We start from the raw sequence: 18,757 nt of genomic DNA, 5'->3' as shown, positions 1-18,757 counted from the left end.
TTTAAAAGAAAAAAATAGTTAGGGAAAATAGAAATAGGCAACTTCTTGCAAAAATCATACAAGAAGTTGCCTATTTTTTTTAGATAACACATAAATCATAAAAAAAGGAATGTTTTTCAGTGCCCTCTTCGTGGGCCAGGTCTTTTTTTCGATTATTGACGCAAACTGACGCAATACACACGTTAGAATATTTTCCTAAATTCGAACTAAGCCGCTTTAAAATGCAGTAGAACAGCGTTAGGGGGCAATATGAATGAAAACAGATGGTATTCTTGGACTTATTGGCGGTATATTCGGATTACTAGGCGGAATGCTAGTTTTTGTATTCATCGGTTTTGTTGATCCATCGGTTGCTTGGAAAGGGTTAATAGGCATTTTGTGCGGGGCTGTCGGAATAGTTGGCGCAGTGATGTGTAAAAAGAATGCCCATATAGGCGGTGCTCTGATGATACTTTCCGCTGTTGTGGGAACGTATTTTACCGAGTGGGCTTACTTTATCGCGGACGTTTTATTAATTATCGGCGGAGTAATTGCGATAAAGAAAGGCGATAAAATAGTCGATGAAGAAATGCTCGAGCAGTATGGCCGCCCAATTAGGACGGCTTTTTTTACATTCGAATGCCATTACGCTTCATTATATTGCGAACAGGCGAAAATTTAATTTCATTAATATCCGTGATGCCCTCCTCTAACCATTGCCGAAAATAACGGAAATTATCGTGGTATCCTATCAGAGTTCCCGGCCGAACTCCTTCCGCTGTTTTAGCGCGAATAAAGATTTCGATGGCTTCCTCGATGGCTTCCTTGATGGCATATAGGACTTCCCGAGGCTTTCGAACTTGAGGCGATTTACCCGCTCCTCTTTCGCTAAAAAACTTACGTTTCATAGGGTTTTAGCTCCATCTTTAATTGAAGCCGCAAGTGTCCTACAATAACTTGTCTACGACTTCCAGCATCAAAAACCACGTCCTACAAACTACACAAAAAAACGCTATGTCACCGCATTGTCACCGTATTGATTGACGGATGACAAACCGCGATGCATAGCGCATTTCTAACGTTAACGTCCCAGAGAGGATTCGAACCTCCGACCTACAGTTTAGGAAACTGTTGCTCTATCCTGCTGAGCTACTGAGACAAATTACAAATAATAGCTCGTTCCAAATATTAGAAAATCCCGTCCTGATCTCAGAAAGATCATTCAAGAAGCAGTTCGATCAGTTCGCTGAAGCATAACCATTGATGCATATTCAAACGTGCTGAGCTACTGAGACAAAATCTATTAGGAACGTTATTTATTATAATTTGTTAATGGCAAAAGGTCAATAAAAAAGTTGGTGTTATTGGAACGGAAGGTTTCTGGCCACTTCGATTCTTTTCGCAGTTTTTTCACGAAATAACAACCAGACGATTAAACTTAGCCCTATTAATAAACCTTCCAGCGATAAAATGTACCAAGGGTAGGGGCCTAAAACATCTAATAAACTAGCACTGTCAGGTTTATGACTTAAGAACATATAATTTCCGTCCACCAGTTTGTTGATCAGCATAATAATCGGCATGAGTACATTCAAAAAGATACATAATTTTAATACAGACCAGATTGTTGGTCGGTATCCTTTAACCCATGTAAAATAAAGCGGCACCCAGATTTCCATCAAATGGGTATAAAAGAAATGGAAAAACCGAAAATGCGGGAAGTCATAATTTAATGATGGTGTAAGTAATGCCTGTGATGCGCCTAATAATGCCGTGAATAATAAAATTTCATAGATTATTTTTTTCTTCGTTAACAATAAAATAACTGTTAAAATCAGACTGATACTGCATAATTCTAATGGGATGGCGTGACTGACATGCCAACTTCCCGTCATGACCATCCATAAATGATAGGAAACTTCTATTATGATTAGGGATACAGCAACCCCGATTTCTGTTCGTCTCCATTCAGTTGTTTTCATTTTATCTCTAAAAAGGAAAAGGCAGACAGAAATGAGGAGTAGAATTGCAATGATTACAAAATGACTGATTGAAAACATTTCAAAATCATAGTTTTTGAAACTGCGTCCAAACTCTCCATCCATTTAACCACCCCTGTTCAAAAGATTCCCAATTTTAGAATTCTACTTATATGTAATTATATTCGATGGATTTGCTTTTACACCTCTTACAAAATATAAATTATATCCTGTTTACGCATGAATATAATTAGGATTTTTCTTCCTAATAATGTCCTCTAGAAATGTGTTATAATAATTTGTCGAAGAAAATCGAAAGTCTTTATATAGTGGAGGTCATTATGGCTGCATATACGCCGATGATACAACAATACTTAACAATTAAGGCAGATTACCAAGATGCCTTTTTATTTTTTCGCTTAGGCGATTTTTATGAAATGTTTTTTGATGATGCCATTAATGCATCACAAGAATTAGAAATAACTCTAACAAGCAGACAAGGTGGTTCAGATGACAGGATTCCGATGTGCGGCGTTCCATATCATTCTGCACCAAACTATATTGAACAGCTCATTTCAAAAGGCTATAAAGTAGCCATTTGTGAGCAAGTTGAAGACCCGAAGCTGACCAAAGGTATGGTGAAAAGGGAAGTTGTCCAATTGATCACACCTGGAACGGTGATGGAAGGTAAGGGTTTAACTGATAAAGAGAATAACTATATTGCCTCGATTACTAGTTTTGATGATGAAACCTATGGGTTTGCCTACAATGATATCTCAACCGGTGAAAGCCGAGTAACACTTCTATCCAATAATTTTGATGAAGTTTTAAATGAATTAGCTGTCTTAAGTGCAAAGGAAGTAGTTGTGGCCAGTAACTTTGACGGTGAATTTCAAAAGAAACTTCGTGAACGCGACGTTCTAGCGATTTCATTTGAAGATAATAGTTCGATAGATATGAATTTTTCTCATCTGCTTAAAGATTTGAATCAAGAAAAATTAAAAGTAACAATCGCACGGCTTTTTAATTATTTATACCAGTCGCAAAAAAGAAGTCTTGACCATCTTCAGCCAGTCACCACTTATCAAATCCATCAATTTATGAAATTAGATTATTATTCAAAGCGTAATCTTGAATTAACGGAAACGATTCGTTCCAAAGGGAAAAAAGGGTCATTATTATGGCTGCTTGATGAGACGATGACCGCGATGGGCGGCAGGATGTTAAAGCACTGGATCGACCGTCCGTTAATCAGTCAAAGTGAAATTGAATCTCGTCAATCGATTGTAGAAGTTCTGCTGTCCTATTATTTTGAGCGTCAAGAACTTCGTGAAAAGCTTAAAGAAGTTTACGATTTAGAACGATTAGCAGGAAGAGTAGCCTTTGGCAATATCAATGCACGTGATTTGGTCCAATTAAAGCGTTCGTTAATGCAGGTGCCGTACTTAAAACAAATCCTTCAAGGAATGAAAAATGAAAAGGTGGACCAAATTGCTGAACTTCTGGATCCTTGTGAAGAAATTACAGATCTATTGGAGCAGGCGATTGTTGAAAATCCACCGCTTTCCTTAAAAGAAGGAAATATGATTCGCGACGGGTACAATGCCCAGCTCGATCAATACCGTGATGCCAGTCGGAATGGGAAATCATGGATTGCCCAGTTGGAACGAGAAGAACGGGAGAAAACCGGTATCAAGTCACTAAAGGTTGGCTATAACCGCGTATTTGGTTACTATATTGAAATTACACGTGCCAACCTGCATCTTTTAGCAGAAGGGCAGTATGAGCGGAAACAGACTTTATCAAATGCTGAACGGTTTATTACTCCTGATTTAAAAGAGAAAGAAGCATTAATTTTACAAGCAGAAGAAAAAAGTAGTGAATTGGAATATGAATTGTTCACGGAAATTCGCGAAATTGTAAAGGAACAGATTCCGCGTTTACAAGCCTTGGCAAAAACGGTTAGTGAACTAGATGTTCTGCAGTGCTTCGCTCAAGTAAGTGAAGACCGCCACTATGTAAAACCACAGTTTTCAATGGAAGGCCGTGTGGTTGTTAAGGAAGGCCGTCATCCAGTGGTTGAAAAGGTACTGAACGCACAGGAATACGTTCCTAATGATTGCTTTATGGACAGCGACCGTGAAGTCTTATTGATCACGGGTCCGAATATGTCAGGGAAAAGTACCTACATGCGCCAAATCGCTTTGATTGCGATATTAGCCCAAATCGGCTGTTACGTTCCGGCCTCTGAAGCGGTTCTGCCTATTTTTGACCAGGTATTTACCCGTATTGGGGCGGCTGATGATTTAATTTCAGGACAAAGTACCTTTATGGTAGAAATGCTTGAAGCTAAGAATGCGATCTCAAATGCAACTCAAAATAGCCTCATTTTATTTGACGAGATCGGCCGTGGAACTTCGACTTATGATGGAATGGCCCTTGCACAAGCGATCATTGAATATATTCACACCAATATTGGAGCGAAGACTCTTTTTTCCACCCATTATCATGAATTAACGGTTTTAGAGGAAGAATTGACCAAGTTAAAAAACATCCATGTCAGTGCCATCGAGCATAATGGAAAAGTCGTTTTTCTTCATAAAATAAAAGAAGGACCAGCTGACAAGAGTTACGGTATTCATGTTGCCCAGTTAGCGGGGCTGCCTTCAGACTTAATCAGCCGTGCTAATGAAATATTAACAGCACTCGAGCAGTCTGATACCCCTCCGGAAAGCAAGCCAAAAACGGAAGCAGTAAAAGTAGTCCAAGTGGAAGAACAGCCGGCTCAACTGTCTTTCTTTGATGAACCAAAAGAAGTGAAAAAGACTGAACTCTCTTCGAAGGAGAAACGTGTAATAGAAAAGATGAAGGAATTAGATATATTGGATTTAACTCCACTTCAAGCGATCAACATGTTGTATGAGTTCCAGAAAAAGTTAAAGTAAGGGGTGAATCGCATGGGTAAAATTATTCAATTAGATGATGCCTTATCGAATAAAATCGCAGCGGGTGAAGTAGTTGAACGCCCTGCTTCTGTTGTAAAAGAGCTGGTTGAAAATTCAATTGATGCTGGCAGCACAGTAATTGAAATTGAGGTAGAAGAAGCAGGACTTGCAAAAATCCGCATTACCGATAATGGATATGGGATCGAGGAAGAGGATGTTTTACTCGCCTTTCAACGCCATGCCACCTCCAAAATAAAGAATGAAAATGATTTGTTCCGAATCAGGACACTGGGTTTCCGAGGGGAAGCCCTGCCAAGTGTCGCCTCTGTTTCTAGACTCGAGATGAAAACTTCTACGGGTGAAGGAGCCGGAAACCGCTTGGTCATTGAAGGTGGCAAAGTTGAAATATTTGAGAAGGCTTCGAGCAGACGTGGCACTGATATCACGATTACTGATTTATTTTTCAACACACCGGCTCGTTTGAAGTATATGAAGACGATTCATACCGAACTTGGAAATATCACCGACGTCGTCAATCGTCTCGCGCTTTCCCATCCAGAGATTGCCTTTCGCCTCATTCATAATGACAGGAAACTGCTGCAAACAAATGGAAACGGTGATGTTCGTCAGGTGCTGGCATCCATTTACGGAATGGCGATCGCCAAACAGCTTGTGCCAATTTCCGGCCAATCGCTCGATTACAAAATTACTGGATTTGCTTCGATGCCAGAGGTAACCAGAGCGTCAAGAAACTATATTTCAACGATGATTAATGGTCGTTTTATAAAAAACTATCCATTAGCCAAGGCGATCCAAGAAGGCTACCATACGTTGCTTCCGATCGGGAGGTTCCCTATTGTCCTCCTTAATATTGAAATGGACCCTTTACTTGTTGATGTCAATGTTCACCCTTCGAAAATGGAGGTTCGCATTAGTAAAGAAGCGGAATTGAATGAATTAGTCACAACACTGATAAAAGAAGAGTTTAAATCGAAAATCCTGATCCCGACAGCCTATACGGCGGTGAAAAAGGTTGCTCCGAAGGAAGAACAGACATCGTTAGCCCTAGATGAAGGAACACTACCTCCAACTGAACAAAAAGAATTGGAGTGGTTCCGTCCAGAATCAACAGCAATCGTTCAAGAGAAACGGCCATGGCTAGAGGTGCCGGTGAAAACACCTTTTACAAAAGTACCTCCACAACCGGAAAAAGACGAAGTAAAGGAAAAAGATAACTGGCATTCCATTAACCCTTTTAGTGATACCCAGGAAGAACCTGCTAAAGAGGACCTTATCATTGAACACCATGAAGATCCTATCGAAGATAATCCTAGTGGAACGGAGAGTAGAGTTCCACGCTTATATCCGATCGGGCAAATGCATGGAACCTACATTTTTGCTCAGAATGAAAATGGGCTGTATATTATTGATCAGCATGCTGCCCAGGAGCGGTTAAAGTATGAATATTTTCGGGAAAAAGTAGGTCAGGTTCAATCCGAGTTACAAGAAATGCTGGTGCCCTTAACCTTTGAATATTCGACGGATGAATTCGTGAAAATCAACGAATATCAGAATGAGCTCGAAAAGGTCGGGGTTTTTCTTGAGGAATTTGGGTTAAATAGTTTTATTGTCCGATCACATCCGCAATGGTTCCCAAAAGGGGAAGAAAAACAGATTATTGAAGAGATGATCGAACAACTACTATTAATGAAAAAGGTAGATATTAAGAAACTTCGTGAGGAAGCAGCGATTATGATGAGCTGTAAGGCATCGATTAAAGCCAATCGGCATTTACGAAATGACGAAATCCAAGCGCTCTTGGATGACCTAAGAAAAGCTTCTGATCCTTTTACCTGTCCACATGGCAGACCGATAATAGTTCATTATTCGATCTATGAGATGGAGAAAATGTTTAAGCGAGTTATGTAATAGAGAAGAATGTTCCTTTTAATAGGGGACGTTCTTTTTTTAAAAGTAATAATATGGATGGTTCTACGTGCCCGAACCCGTGGGTAACCACTGAACCTGGTCACGTAGAGAGGTTCTATGTGCCCGAACTCGAGGGTAACCACTGCCCCGGGTCACGGTAGAGAGGTTCTATGTGCCTGAACTCGAGGGTAACCATTGAACTGGGTCACGTAGAGAGGTTCTATGGGCCCGAACTCGAGGGTAACCACTGAACCCGTTCACGTAGAGAGGTTCTATGTGCCCGAACTCGAGGGTAACCATTGAACTCGGTCACGTAGAGAGGTTCTATGTGTCCGAACTCGAGGGTAACCACTGAACCCGTTCACGTAGAGAGGTTCTATGTGCCCGAACTCGAGGGTAACCATTGAACTCGGTCACGTAGAGAGGTTCTATGTGCCCGAACTCGAGGGTAACCATTGAACTCGGTCACGTAGAGAGGTTCTATGTGCCCGAACTCGAGGGTAACCATTGAACTTGGTCACGTAGAGAGGTTCTATGTGCCCGAACTCGAGGGTAACCATTGAACTTGGTCACGTAGAGAGGTTCTATGTGCTCGAACTCGAGGGTAACCATTGAACCCGGTCACGAAGAGAGGTTCTATGTGCCTGAACTCGAGGGTAACCACTGCCCCGGGTCACGGTAGAGAGGTTCTATGTGCCCGAACTCGAGGGTAACCATTGAACTCGGTCACGAAGAGAGGTTCTACGTGCCCGAACTCGAGGGTAAACACTGCCCCGGGTCACGAAGAGAGGTTCTATGTGCCCGAACTCGAGGGGTAACCACTGAACCTGGTCACATAGAGACGATCTTAAGTGACACCTCATAAGAAAAAGCTGCAGAAAATGAATCTGCAGCTTTTCTTCAATTTCTATTCTTTTGTGTGCAATCCCCGTCATGATTTTTGCACCAAAAGCAACTTATTTTACGGCAACTGGGAGTTTGTTCATGTACATTAGGGCTCTTCCAGTACCGACTGCTACCGCTTCTAGCGGGTTTGGGGCAAGTTGGACTGGAACGACAATCTCTTGACTTAACCATGCCTCCATCCCGTTTAACAAAGCGCCTCCACCGCACAGAATAACGCCTCTGTCAACAATGTCACCACTGAGCTCTGCTGGACAATCTTCTAGGGTTGCTCGGATGGCTTCTAAAATATGCAACAGTGCTTCCTTTATAGCTGCACGGATTTCATAGGATGATAGTTTAATTGTTTTTGGCAGTCCTGTAACAAGGTCGCGGCCGCGGATATCCATGAAACGTTCTTCATGGTCAATAAGAGCATAACCAATTTCCATTTTGATATTTTCCGCGGTTCTTTCCCCAATCAGGATATTATATTCTTTTCGAATATATTGAATAATATCATCGTCAAGACGGTCTCCGCCAATTTTAATAGAATGGCAGGCAACGACACCACCAAACGAGATAATCGCAACTTCCGTATTACCGCCGCCAATATCGACCACTACATTGGCAACTGGCTCATCGATTGGTAATCCTGCCCCAATTGCAGCTGCGACCGGTTCCTCAATTAAACTGATCTTCTTTGCACCTGCTTGCTTTACCGCATCATTGATCGCTCTTCTCTCAACACTTGTTGACCCAGATGGGATACTAACGACTACATTTGGTTTGCGAACGGCAAATCCAATCTTTTTGGAAGCTTTACGCATTATGTGCTTAAGCAATTCAGTGGTTACATCATAATCTGCAATGACTCCGTCTTTTAAGGGACGAATCGCAATGATTTTTTCAGGCGTCTTTCCAATCATTTCCTTAGCTTCTTGCCCCACTGCTACAACATTTTTGGTGACCGTATCGATAGCCACAACCGATGGTTCATTTATCGCAATACCTTTATTTTTACTATAAACTAATATATTTGCTGTTCCTAAATCAATTCCAATATCAAAAGTTGATAACATTTTATTTCACCTAATTTCGTTTTTTTTCTTACTTGATATGCTACGCGTTAGTCTACCATAAATATGGGGGTGGAAAGCGCTTTGTAAATGAACCGTTATCCTTTTGTAAATTTACATGAAAATTATTCCTAATTGGGAAGGGAAATGGGTGAAATAATTTCATGTGAATTGGAGCATAGAAAAGAACTTTTATGTATATACTAGTTTGATGTTCAACTGCTTTTTAAAATTATGTTACGATGAAGGGGTGAAAGTGGAATCGTAAGCCTGCTTTCACTGAAAATGGGATAAGGCAGTGTGAAAATATTGGATTCAAAACAAAAGTTATTAGTAATCATCGGACCAACTGCAGTGGGAAAAACAATGCTAAGTATCGAAATGGCTAAACGCTATAATGGTGAAATTATCAGCGGCGACTCTATGCAAATCTACCGTGGAATGGATATTGGTACGGCAAAAGTCAAAAAAGATGAAATGGAAGAGATTCCCCATCATCTGATTGATATTAAAGAGCCTTACGAGAATTTTTCTGTTGCAGAATTTCAACACCTTGTGCGGGCAAAGATAGATGAAATTGCCCAAAAAGGGAAGCTGCCGATTATTGTCGGTGGAACAGGGTTATATATCCAGTCTGTCATTTATGATTATCAATTTTCTGATGTACCAGGCGATGAGTCTTACCGTCACATGCTCGAGGAAAGAGTAAAGAAAATCGGAAATGAAGCACTGTATAAAGAATTATTGGAGGTAGACCCTGAGAGTGCATCGCAAATCCACCCCAATAATGTAAGAAGGGTTATTCGCGCCCTAGAAATTTTCCACCTTACCGGGAAGACGATGCAAGAGTTTCAAACTACACAAAAACCAGACCTACTGTACAATACAGCCATTGTTGGACTAACGATGGAACGTGAGAAACTTTATGAGCGCATTAATGATCGAGTGGATGTTATGATGAAAGAAGGGCTTATAGAGGAAGTAAATGGATTATATCAACAAGGGTTGAGGGATTGTCAATCGATCCAAGCCATTGGCTACAAGGAAATCTTCGCATATTTTGATGGTAAAGTGACGTTAGATGAGGCGATAGTCAATCTAAAACAAAATTCTAGAAGATACGCGAAAAGACAATTGACTTGGTTTCGGAACAAGATGGAGGTTGCTTGGTTTGATATGACCGATGTGACGAATATCTCAAAAAAAATAAAGGAAATTTCACATTGTATTGAAGGAAAGCTTAAAGTAAAATCGAATACATATTAGTAGAGATAAAAGAGGAGGAAATATAAATGAAAACAACAATCAATATCCAGGACCAATATTTAAACCAGTGCCGCAAAGATAACATGCATGTGACGGTCTTTTTATTAAACGGATTTCAATTACGAGGCCAAATAAAGGGCTTTGATAATTTTACAGTACTGTTCGAGTCGGAAGGAAAGCAGCAATTAGTATATAAGCATGCGATCTCAACCTTTGCACCGCAAAGAAACGTTCAGCTTGATTTGGATAACCAATAATTTTTTAAGAGCCCATTTCACGGGCTTTTTTTATTTTTGAAAAAACTTTTTTAATGAAAGTCATCTTGTATGAATACATATTAGTTGAAGGATTATGCATTCCTTTTGCGCAAATAGAGTTCGGAATTTACTGGATAAATTCTGAGTGGCCATAAAATACCTTCCTACTGTAAACTGTTGGCGAAAATGAGAGGTGAAAGCTTTGGACCAACCGATTCGAATGAAAAGCAATGGCCAAATAAGTGTTGTCCTCAATTCACAAAAAGCGAAAATCATTTCAAAAGAATTATCTGACTTTCAAGTTGTTCCAAAGGACATTCCTCCGGAGCACTCGGCTCTAAAGGAAATAGAAGAAGACCTTGGGGCTTTGGTTGGGATGGAAGAAATGAAAAAAATGATTAAGGAAATTTATGCTTGGATTTATGTGAATAAAAAACGTGAGGAAATGGGTTTGAAAGCTAGAAAACAAGCCCTTCATATGATGTTTAAAGGAAATCCAGGTACGGGAAAAACAACGGTAGCAAGACTAATAGGTAAGTTGTTTCAAAAAATGAGTGTATTAACAAAAGGTCACTTAATTGAGGCTGAGCGTGCTGACCTTGTGGGAGAGTATATTGGTCATACCGCACAAAAGACAAGAGATTTAATCAAGAAGGCCCAAGGGGGAATCTTGTTTATCGATGAGGCGTATTCACTGGGCCGCGGTGGAGAAAAGGATTTTGGCAAGGAAGCCATCGATACTCTTGTTAAGCATATGGAGGATAAACAGCATGAGTTTATTCTGATCCTTGCGGGATATTCTCGGGAAATGGATTATTTCTTAACTCTTAATCCTGGACTTCACTCACGCTTTCCATTAGTGATTGATTTCCCTGATTACAATATCGATCAATTAATGGAAATTTCAGCGCGGATGCTACATGAAAGAGAATACACATTTAGCCATGAAGCTGAAAAAAAGTTAAAAGAACATTTAATATGGGTAAAAGCAGTCCTAAGTCCAAATAGTTTTTCAAACGGAAGGTATGTGCGAAATATTATTGAAAAATCAATCCGCGCCCAGGCAATGAGGCTGCTCATGTTAAATAGTTATGACAAGCATGAACTTATGACACTTAGAAGCAATGATCTTGTGTTTGAGGAAGATTCATAACAAAGGCTGTGTTAAAGGTTATTTTAGCCATGTTGATTGGAGCGGAAGACGCGAAGACTCCTGCGGGAGACCCCGCAGACGCTTAAGCGCCGAGGAGGCTCCCCGACCGCCCGCGGAAAGCGAAGCGCCTGGAGCGCAAATCAACATCCAAATATAACATAGCTAAAACAAAAAAACGGCAGATTCTTTGTAATCTGTCGTTTTTATATGAAGGAAATGATTAATTTGCTTCGAACTTACGAATGGGCAATTTCCAATCAAATGTATAGGAAAAAACCCGTAAAACAGTCACAATCACAAATAAAGTATATAACTCCCATGGATGGGTAGCAATCCCCAGTCCAATAAATAGAGCTGTTATAATTGCCCAAAGCGCGTAAATTTCCGCTCTAAGTACAATTGGTTTTCTTCCTGCTAATAAATCACGAATGATTCCACCGCCAATTCCGGTTAAGACCGCAGCGACGATCACGGCACTTAGTGGGCGGTCCATGTTTACGGCGTATATGGCACCTTGGATGGCAAAAGCCGAGAGGCCGATCGCATCAAATAAGTTACCCCATTTTTGCCAGTGTTTAAGCAGATTGGATGGAAATAAAAATACAGCTGTAATCGATAACAAGGCAATTTGAAAAAATAATCCTTGATCCCATAGTGCAGATACCGGAACACCGATTAACAGGTTGCGAATCGCTCCACCGCCAAAAGCAGTGACAATGCCTAAAATGTAAACCCCAAATATATCATACTCTTCTTCCATTGCCACAATCGCTCCACTGACAGCGAAGGCAATGGTTCCGATCATACTTAATACATCCCATGTCATTTTATCTGATATCCCCTTGAAGTCTATTTTTGTAAAACACTATTAAAATAGTAAAAAAGCAATCGATTACAAACAGTAAAATTTTATCATGTTGTGGGAAAAATACAACAAGTTTTTTTCGGCTTTTGGAGAAAATAGAGATTATACACTTTTTTTGCTATGATGAGAGTTAGATGTTTAGAAAGGAAGGATGCCTTTTGGAACAAAAAGAAACAAAAGAGAGAGTAATCCTTGTTGGATGTCAAACCAGTGGGTACGATGACTTACGTTTCCACTATTCAATGGACGAGTTAGCGGCACTGACAGAAACAGCTCAGGGTGAAGTGTTGGTATCGGTCGTACAAAAAAGAGAACGCCGTCATCCGGCTACTTACATAGGTAAAGGAAAAGTGGAAGAGCTAAATGCGCTGGTAGAGGAACTCGAGCCAGATGTCGTCATTTTTAATGACGAACTTTCACCCAGCCAAAAAAGAAATCTTGCATCAGAACTAAATGCCCGGGTTATTGACCGCACCCAGCTTATCTTAGATATCTTTGCACAAAGAGCAAGGTCTAAAGAGGGGAAACTTCAAGTGGAACTTGCCCAACTTCAATACATATTGCCGCGCCTAGCGGGGCAGGGGACCGCATTATCTCGTCTTGGTGCCGGAATTGGAACAAGAGGACCTGGTGAAACGAAATTAGAATCAGACCGACGTCATATCCGCCGCAGAATCGATGATATCAAAAGTCAACTATCCGTCATCGTGCAGCACCGTGATCGATATAGAGAAAGAAGAAAGAAAAATAAAGCCTTTCAGGTAGCAATTGTCGGTTATACCAATGCCGGTAAATCAACCCTGTTTAATCGATTGTCGGAAGCTGAGTCTTATGAGGAAAATCAATTGTTTGCCACACTTGATCCAATGACGCGGAAACTGATCCTGCCAAGTGGGTTCTTAGCCTTGATTACGGATACAGTTGGATTTATTCAAGATTTACCGACAACGCTTATTGCAGCCTTCAGGTCGACACTTGAAGAAGTAAGGGAAGCGGATCTACTCCTCCATGTGGTGGATATGTCCAACCCTGATTATTTTCATCACGAAAAAACCGTAAAAAAACTCCTGGATGACTTAGAAGTTAAAGATATCCCGCAAATAACAGTATATAATAAAAAAGATATTCAGCATTCAGATTTCGTCCCAACTGCTGATACACCTACAGCCTTTATTAGTGCTTTTGATGAACATGATCGCCATGCTTTAAAAGGGCAAATAGAGAAAGTTGTGATGGAATTGATGACTCCTTATGAAGTAGAGGTTCCGTCAACGGAGGGAAAACTGCTATCTCAATTAAAAAATGAGACGATATTAAGAGAACTTTTCTTTGATGAGGATAGCCAGTTATATCGCTGTAAAGGATATACGTTACAAGACCATCAAATTACAGGGCGTTTAAAGAATTATAAAAAGTAGATAGGAGATTCAACATGTTTCAACAGTTAAAAAATGGGGAAAAACTTCAGCCAATCGTTAAAAAAGTAGAACAACAAATTGCTGAGATCCATAAGGAAATGGACGAAAGAATCGAAACCAATCAATTTAGGGTTTTACAGAGTTTTCAAAAACATCGTGTCAGTGATTCTCATTTTATACCGTCAACGGGGTACGGCTACGATGACATAGGCAGAGATACGCTTGAAATGGTCTATGCAGATGTCTTTGGCGGCGAGGCAGGATTGGTCCGCCCGCAAATCATTTCTGGTACCCACGCCATTTCCATTGCTTTATTTGGCGTGCTTCGCCCAGGAGATGAACTCCTTTATATCACAGGCAAACCGTATGATACCTTGGAAGAAATTGTTGGTCTTCGTGGTAATGGGGTCGGCTCCTTAAAGGAATTTGGCATTTCTTATGATAGTGTGGCGCTGACGAATGAAGGGAAAATTAACTGGGACATGGTGTCAGAGAAAATAAAACCCAATACGAAAATGATTGGGATTCAGCGTTCTAAAGGCTATGACACAAGACCTTCATTTACAGTTGCTGAAATAGGCGAGATGGTTAAGTTTGTAAAAGAGATTAAACCGGATGTTGTCGTCTTTGTTGATAACTGCTATGGGGAATTTGTTGAAGAGATCGAGCCCTGCCATGTCGGTGCTGACTTAATGGCTGGATCCCTAATTAAAAATCCTGGCGGCGGAATTGTAAAAACGGGCGGCTATATCGTAGGGAAAAAACAGTGGGTCGAAGCCTGTTCCTATCGTATGACATCTCCAGGAATTGGGGCTGAAGCGGGTGCTTCCCTCTATAGTCTCCAGGAAATGTATCAAGGCTTTTTCCTTGCACCTCATGTTGTGGGCCAAGCCTTAAAAGGTGCGGTATTTACCGCAGCGATGTTGGAGAAATTAGGCATGAATTCCTCTCCGAAATGGAATGCTAAGAGGACAGACTTAATCCAATCCGTACAGTTCGATGACCGCGATAAAATGATTGGATTTTGTCAGGCTATTCAATTTGCTTCGCCAATTAATTCTTACGTTACTCCCCATGCAAGTTATATGCCAGGGTATGAGGACGATGTAATTATGGCAGCGGGCACCTTTATTCAAGGGGCGAGTATTGAACTCACTGCTGATGGGCCGATTAGACCGCCTTATGTGGCCTATGTTCAAGGTGGATTAACCTATTCACATGTAAAAATGGCTGTTTGTCTGGCAATAGATCATATAGCTGAGAAAAGATTATTAGATTTATTCTAGGAAATGGAGAGCATTTTTTGAGTTGTCCCATTTTTTTAAAAAAATTCGTGTAAGAAAACCTAACATACGATTGACAACTTTTCTGACACGAAATATAATAACAATATAAATAAACCCAAAGGGAGGAGTAATTAGGTGAGTGGAAAGGAAATTCGCCGTTCCATGCCCCTGTTCCCGATTGGAACAGTCATGCAGCTAACGGAACTTACAGCCAGGCAAATTCGATACTACGAAGAACACCAATTGATTTCTCCTGCTAGAACCGAAGGGAATAGACGTCTATATTGTTTGAATGATATTGATAGGCTTCTAGAAATTAAGGATTTAATTGATCAAGGTGTAAACATGGCTGGCATTAAACAATTGTTCCTAGTTAAGGAGCAGCAACAAACCAACATAATGGAACAACAAACAGAAAAAGCGAAGCGCGAATTAACGGATGAACAACTTAGAAAACTACTACGCAACGAAATGATGCATTCAGGTCGAAACAATCGATCCTCATTACGTCAGGGTGATATGTCAAGATTCTTTCATTAATTTTGAAAGGTTCTTTTCTAAAAAATAGGGGGTAAGGAAATGGCAAAGTATTCAAGAGAAGATATTAAAAGATTAGCTGTTGAGGATAACGTAAAATTTATTCGTTTACAATTCACAGATATCCTTGGAACAATCAAAAACGTAGAGATTCCTATTTCTCAATTAGAAAAAGCACTTGATAATAAAATGATGTTTGACGGTTCTTCAATTGAAGGTTTTGTACGAATTGAAGAGTCTGATATGTTACTATATCCAGACCTAAACACATGGGTGGTATTCCCTTGGACAGCTGAAAAAGGGAAAGTTGCCCGCTTAATTTGTGATATTTATACACCAGAAGGAGAACCATTCGAAGGGGATCCTCGTAATAACTTAAGAAGAGTATTAAAAGAAATGGAAGAGTTAGGTTTCACTAACTTCAACCTTGGACCTGAGCCTGAATTCTTCTTATTTAAATTAGATGAAAAAGGTGAACCAAGCTTAGAATTGAATGACCAAGGTGGTTATTTTGATTTAGCACCTACAGATTTAGGTGAAAACTGCCGTCGTGATATCGTGCTTGAGCTTGAAGAAATGGGCTTTGAAATTGAAGCGTCTCACCATGAAGTAGCTCCAGGTCAGCACGAAATTGATTTCAAATATGCAGATGCATTAACAGCTTGTGACCAAATCCAAACGTTTAAATTAGTTGTTAAAACAATTGCACGTAAACATGGCTTGCACGCAACATTCATGCCAAAACCATTATACGGAGTAAACGGATCCGGAATGCACATGAACCTTTCATTGTTTAAAAATGGAGAAAATGCATTCTATGAGCCAGGTGGAGATTTAGATATGAGCGACACAGCTCGTCAATTCATCGCAGGTATTCTGAAGCACGCTCCAGCGTTTACGGCAGTAACAAATCCAACTGTAAACTCTTACAAGCGTCTTGTTCCTGGCTATGAAGCACCATGTTATGTGGCTTGGTCAGCACGTAACCGTTCACCATTAATTCGAATTCCTGCTTCTCGTGGACTAAGTACACGTGTTGAAGTAAGAAGTGTAGACCCATCTGCAAACCCATATCTTGCAATGGCTGTCCTTCTAAAAGCTGGATTAGACGGAATTAAAAACAAATTAACTCCTCCTGCACCAGTTGACAGAAACATCTATGTAATGAGCAAAGAAGAGAGAATTGAAGAAGGCATCGTCGATCTTCCTGCAACATTAGCTCAGGCATTAGATCAATTAAAAGCTGACGAAGTGATTGTTGCCGGTCTAGGCGAGCACATTATGGAACACTTTGTTGAAGCAAAAGAAATTGAGTGGGATATGTTCCGTACAGTCGTTCACCAATGGGAACGCGATCAATATATGAGCATGTATTAAAATGATCAAAGCCCTGTCGCTTAATGCGGCAGGGTTTTTTATTTTTTATTTCGTGTCTATTCATTGACCTAGTCAAATATAATGTCTCTATGTCCAACATTTTTAGATGTAATTTCGACCACTCTTTTTTTCTTGAAAAATTCACATTTCTACGTGTTCTAGTATTGGTAAATAGTGTATGCTTAACTAGAAAACATTTGGGAGGTGCTCTAATTGTATAAACTGCAAATTTGTAATGCTCTAACCCAAGAAATACTTCGTGAAAAGACGTATAAGAAACCAGACCTTATTTTAAGTTTACTAGAATCAGGAGCGAATGGTCAGGAATGTTTTCTATTCGATGAGGAACGCAGGACTTTAAAAGGAGATTATGTGAGCCATTCTACCTTTATGGAAGCGGACACACAAATTTATAAAGCGTTTTTTAAGGTAAGATTATCTGATATTCAGGCTAGGATCGCGAAATTGGCATGAAAAGGAGGGACACTGGGTTCTCCTGTCGATCTTATATGATTATGTATTAATTATTGAAAAAGCCCTGACGATTTAAGCGTCAGGGCTTTACTTCTTAATTATTCATTATTCTTTTCCGTCTGATTTATTAGTTTGATTTTAGAAAGAACGGCATCACCGCCAATTCCTGCAATAACCGAAAAAAGGATATTTTCTACCAATGAATTGGGAGCAGTATATAAAACCAGGAGAAGCGCAGCAACAGCACCAAGGAGCAATTCTTCTAAAAAGCCAAGATAAATGAACTTTTTCGTTTTCCGAGGCATGATAATTTTTCCGTACTTACGAACATGTCCAACAATTCCAACCGTTCCACCAATTACTATAGAGAAAATAATGTCCACTAACACTGTTTCTCAACCTCCTTAAGCCTTTATTTTTTGGACCTAAGGTAAATCTTGGTGTAGTACAATTATATCAAAGGTTAACAACATAAGCATGAGTAAAAATACTGAATTTTCACTATATAAAATCCATGATATGATAAAAATGAAAAATTTTCCCAATAACACAACATTAAAAGAGCTTGCACCATAGTGCAAGCTCCCTATTAATGAATATGCCGATAAACGCCTATAACTTTTCCTAGAATTGAAACATTCCTTAGTATAATAGGGTCCATTGTAGAATTTTCCGGCTGCAGGCGTATGTAATCTTTTTCCTTGAAAAATCTCTTACAGGTGGCTTCATCTTCTTCGGTCATTGCTACAACTATATCACCGTTATTTGCGGTTGGCTGTTGTTTTACAATAACATAGTCTCCGTCTAGTATCCCAGCTTCTATCATACTCTCACCCATGATTTCTAGCATGAACACTTGCTCATCTGCTGGTGCTAGACTTTCTGGAAGCGGGAAGTACTCCTCCACATTTTCGATAGCTGTTATAGGTAGTCCTGCTGTTACTTTACCAACCACTGGAACATTGACTACTGCGTTTCTTGGAATATGTGCCGCTACATCTGCTTCTAATATTTCAATTGCTCTTGGTTTGGTTGGATCTCGTCTAATTAGTCCTTTGCTTTCCAATCTTGCTAAATGACCGTGAACAGTTGAGCTGGATGCTAGTCCAACTGCTTCTCCGATTTCCCTTACGGAAGGGGGGTACCCTTTACTCTTAACCTCACTTTTAATGAAGTCTAAGATATCCTGCTGCCGCTTTGATATTTTAGCCATGATAAAATCCACCTCGCCTGGTTAATGTTGTCTTTATTATACCATGTTCGTATTTTTAATACAAACATAAGTTCGAAATATGGTTGACAACAAACAAATGTTCGATTTATAATAAAAT

General features: G+C 40.0%; 17 protein-coding genes and 1 tRNA gene. 11 read left to right on the top strand and 7 right to left on the bottom strand.

Annotation, left to right across the window (positions count from 1 at the left end):
* Positions 1–253 precede the first annotated feature (253 nt).
* Positions 254–661: a hypothetical protein gene (locus tag KW850_RS10480; RefSeq protein ID WP_218347499.1), complete on the top strand. Its 408-nt coding sequence runs from the start codon at positions 254–256 to the stop codon at positions 659–661.
* Here KW850_RS10480 and KW850_RS10475 read toward each other — a convergent pair.
* The 3 genes from KW850_RS10475 to KW850_RS10465 form a co-directional block, all read right to left on the bottom strand.
* Positions 609–887, bottom strand: a complete 279-nt coding sequence (locus KW850_RS10475; RefSeq protein WP_218347498.1) for a hypothetical protein — start codon at positions 885–887, stop codon at positions 609–611. The two genes, KW850_RS10480 and KW850_RS10475, sit on opposite strands and share 53 nt — an antisense overlap.
* 177 nt (positions 888–1,064) lie before the next feature.
* Positions 1,065–1,138, bottom strand: a tRNA-Arg gene (locus KW850_RS10470).
* Positions 1,139–1,340: 202 nt separating this feature from the next.
* Entirely contained in the window at positions 1,341–2,084 is a 744-nt protein-coding gene (locus KW850_RS10465) for a YwaF family protein (protein WP_218347497.1), read from the bottom strand.
* 215 nt (positions 2,085–2,299) lie between these two features.
* Between KW850_RS10465 and mutS the strand changes: the two genes are divergently transcribed.
* A complete protein-coding gene (gene mutS / locus KW850_RS10460) occupies positions 2,300–4,903 on the top strand; it encodes a DNA mismatch repair protein MutS (RefSeq protein ID WP_218347496.1) in 2,604 nt (867 codons plus the stop codon).
* Positions 4,904–4,915: 12 nt separating this feature from the next.
* On the top strand, positions 4,916–6,832 hold the full coding sequence (gene mutL / locus KW850_RS10455; RefSeq protein ID WP_218347495.1) for a DNA mismatch repair endonuclease MutL: 1,917 nt from the start codon (positions 4,916–4,918) through the stop codon (positions 6,830–6,832).
* Between the two features lie 956 nt (positions 6,833–7,788).
* On the opposite strand, the gene mreBH is transcribed toward mutL, so the two are convergent.
* Complete coding sequence (gene mreBH / locus KW850_RS10450; protein ID WP_218347494.1) at positions 7,789–8,796, bottom strand: rod-share determining protein MreBH; 1,008 nt, start codon at positions 8,794–8,796, stop codon at positions 7,789–7,791.
* A 363-nt stretch (positions 8,797–9,159) separates the two neighbouring features.
* Here mreBH and miaA point away from each other — a divergent pair, with 363 nt between their 5' ends.
* The 3 genes from miaA (at position 9,160) to spoVK (ending at position 11,469) form a co-directional block, all read left to right on the top strand.
* Positions 9,160–10,059: a tRNA (adenosine(37)-N6)-dimethylallyltransferase MiaA gene (miaA, locus tag KW850_RS10445; protein WP_374226307.1), complete on the top strand. Its 900-nt coding sequence runs from the start codon at positions 9,160–9,162 to the stop codon at positions 10,057–10,059.
* A 26-nt stretch (positions 10,060–10,085) separates the two neighbouring features.
* Complete coding sequence (hfq, locus tag KW850_RS10440; RefSeq protein ID WP_218347493.1) at positions 10,086–10,316, top strand: RNA chaperone Hfq; 231 nt, start codon at positions 10,086–10,088, stop codon at positions 10,314–10,316.
* 202 nt (positions 10,317–10,518) lie between these two features.
* The gene (gene spoVK / locus KW850_RS10435) at positions 10,519–11,469 is read left to right on the top strand and encodes a stage V sporulation protein K (RefSeq protein ID WP_218347492.1); all 951 of its coding nucleotides are present in this window, start codon (positions 10,519–10,521) and stop codon (positions 11,467–11,469) included.
* Positions 11,470–11,689: 220 nt separating this feature from the next.
* Here spoVK and KW850_RS10430 read toward each other — a convergent pair whose 3' ends face one another.
* Positions 11,690–12,295, bottom strand: coding sequence for a trimeric intracellular cation channel family protein (locus tag KW850_RS10430; protein ID WP_218347491.1), 606 nt, complete (start codon positions 12,293–12,295; stop codon positions 11,690–11,692).
* 197 nt (positions 12,296–12,492) lie between these two features.
* Here KW850_RS10430 and hflX point away from each other — a divergent pair, with 197 nt between their 5' ends.
* From hflX to KW850_RS10405, 5 genes are all read left to right on the top strand, one after another.
* Complete coding sequence (gene hflX / locus KW850_RS10425; RefSeq protein ID WP_256358185.1) at positions 12,493–13,752, top strand: GTPase HflX; 1,260 nt, start codon at positions 12,493–12,495, stop codon at positions 13,750–13,752.
* A gap of 14 nt (positions 13,753–13,766) precedes the next feature.
* On the top strand, positions 13,767–15,038 hold the full coding sequence (locus KW850_RS10420; protein WP_218347489.1) for a methionine gamma-lyase family protein: 1,272 nt from the start codon (positions 13,767–13,769) through the stop codon (positions 15,036–15,038).
* Positions 15,039–15,173: 135 nt separating this feature from the next.
* On the top strand, positions 15,174–15,578 hold the full coding sequence (locus tag KW850_RS10415) for a MerR family transcriptional regulator (protein ID WP_308128779.1): 405 nt from the start codon (positions 15,174–15,176) through the stop codon (positions 15,576–15,578).
* A gap of 39 nt (positions 15,579–15,617) precedes the next feature.
* A complete protein-coding gene (gene glnA / locus KW850_RS10410; protein WP_218347488.1) occupies positions 15,618–16,952 on the top strand; it encodes a type I glutamate--ammonia ligase in 1,335 nt (444 codons plus the stop codon).
* 213 nt (positions 16,953–17,165) lie between these two features.
* A complete protein-coding gene (locus KW850_RS10405) occupies positions 17,166–17,426 on the top strand; it encodes a hypothetical protein (RefSeq protein ID WP_218347487.1) in 261 nt (86 codons plus the stop codon).
* 98 nt (positions 17,427–17,524) lie between these two features.
* On the opposite strand, the gene KW850_RS10400 is transcribed toward KW850_RS10405, so the two are convergent.
* Both KW850_RS10400 and lexA read right to left on the bottom strand, forming a co-directional pair.
* Positions 17,525–17,815, bottom strand: a complete 291-nt coding sequence (locus KW850_RS10400) for a DUF4257 domain-containing protein (RefSeq protein ID WP_218347486.1) — start codon at positions 17,813–17,815, stop codon at positions 17,525–17,527.
* 200 nt (positions 17,816–18,015) lie between these two features.
* A complete protein-coding gene (lexA, locus tag KW850_RS10395) occupies positions 18,016–18,639 on the bottom strand; it encodes a transcriptional repressor LexA (RefSeq protein WP_218347485.1) in 624 nt (207 codons plus the stop codon).
* Positions 18,640–18,757: the final 118 nt, after the last annotated feature.

Source organism: Bacillus sp. sid0103 (assembly GCF_019219025.1).
The sequence above is the reverse complement of the archived record's forward strand: the minus strand, read 5'-3'. Positions and strand labels throughout refer to the sequence as shown.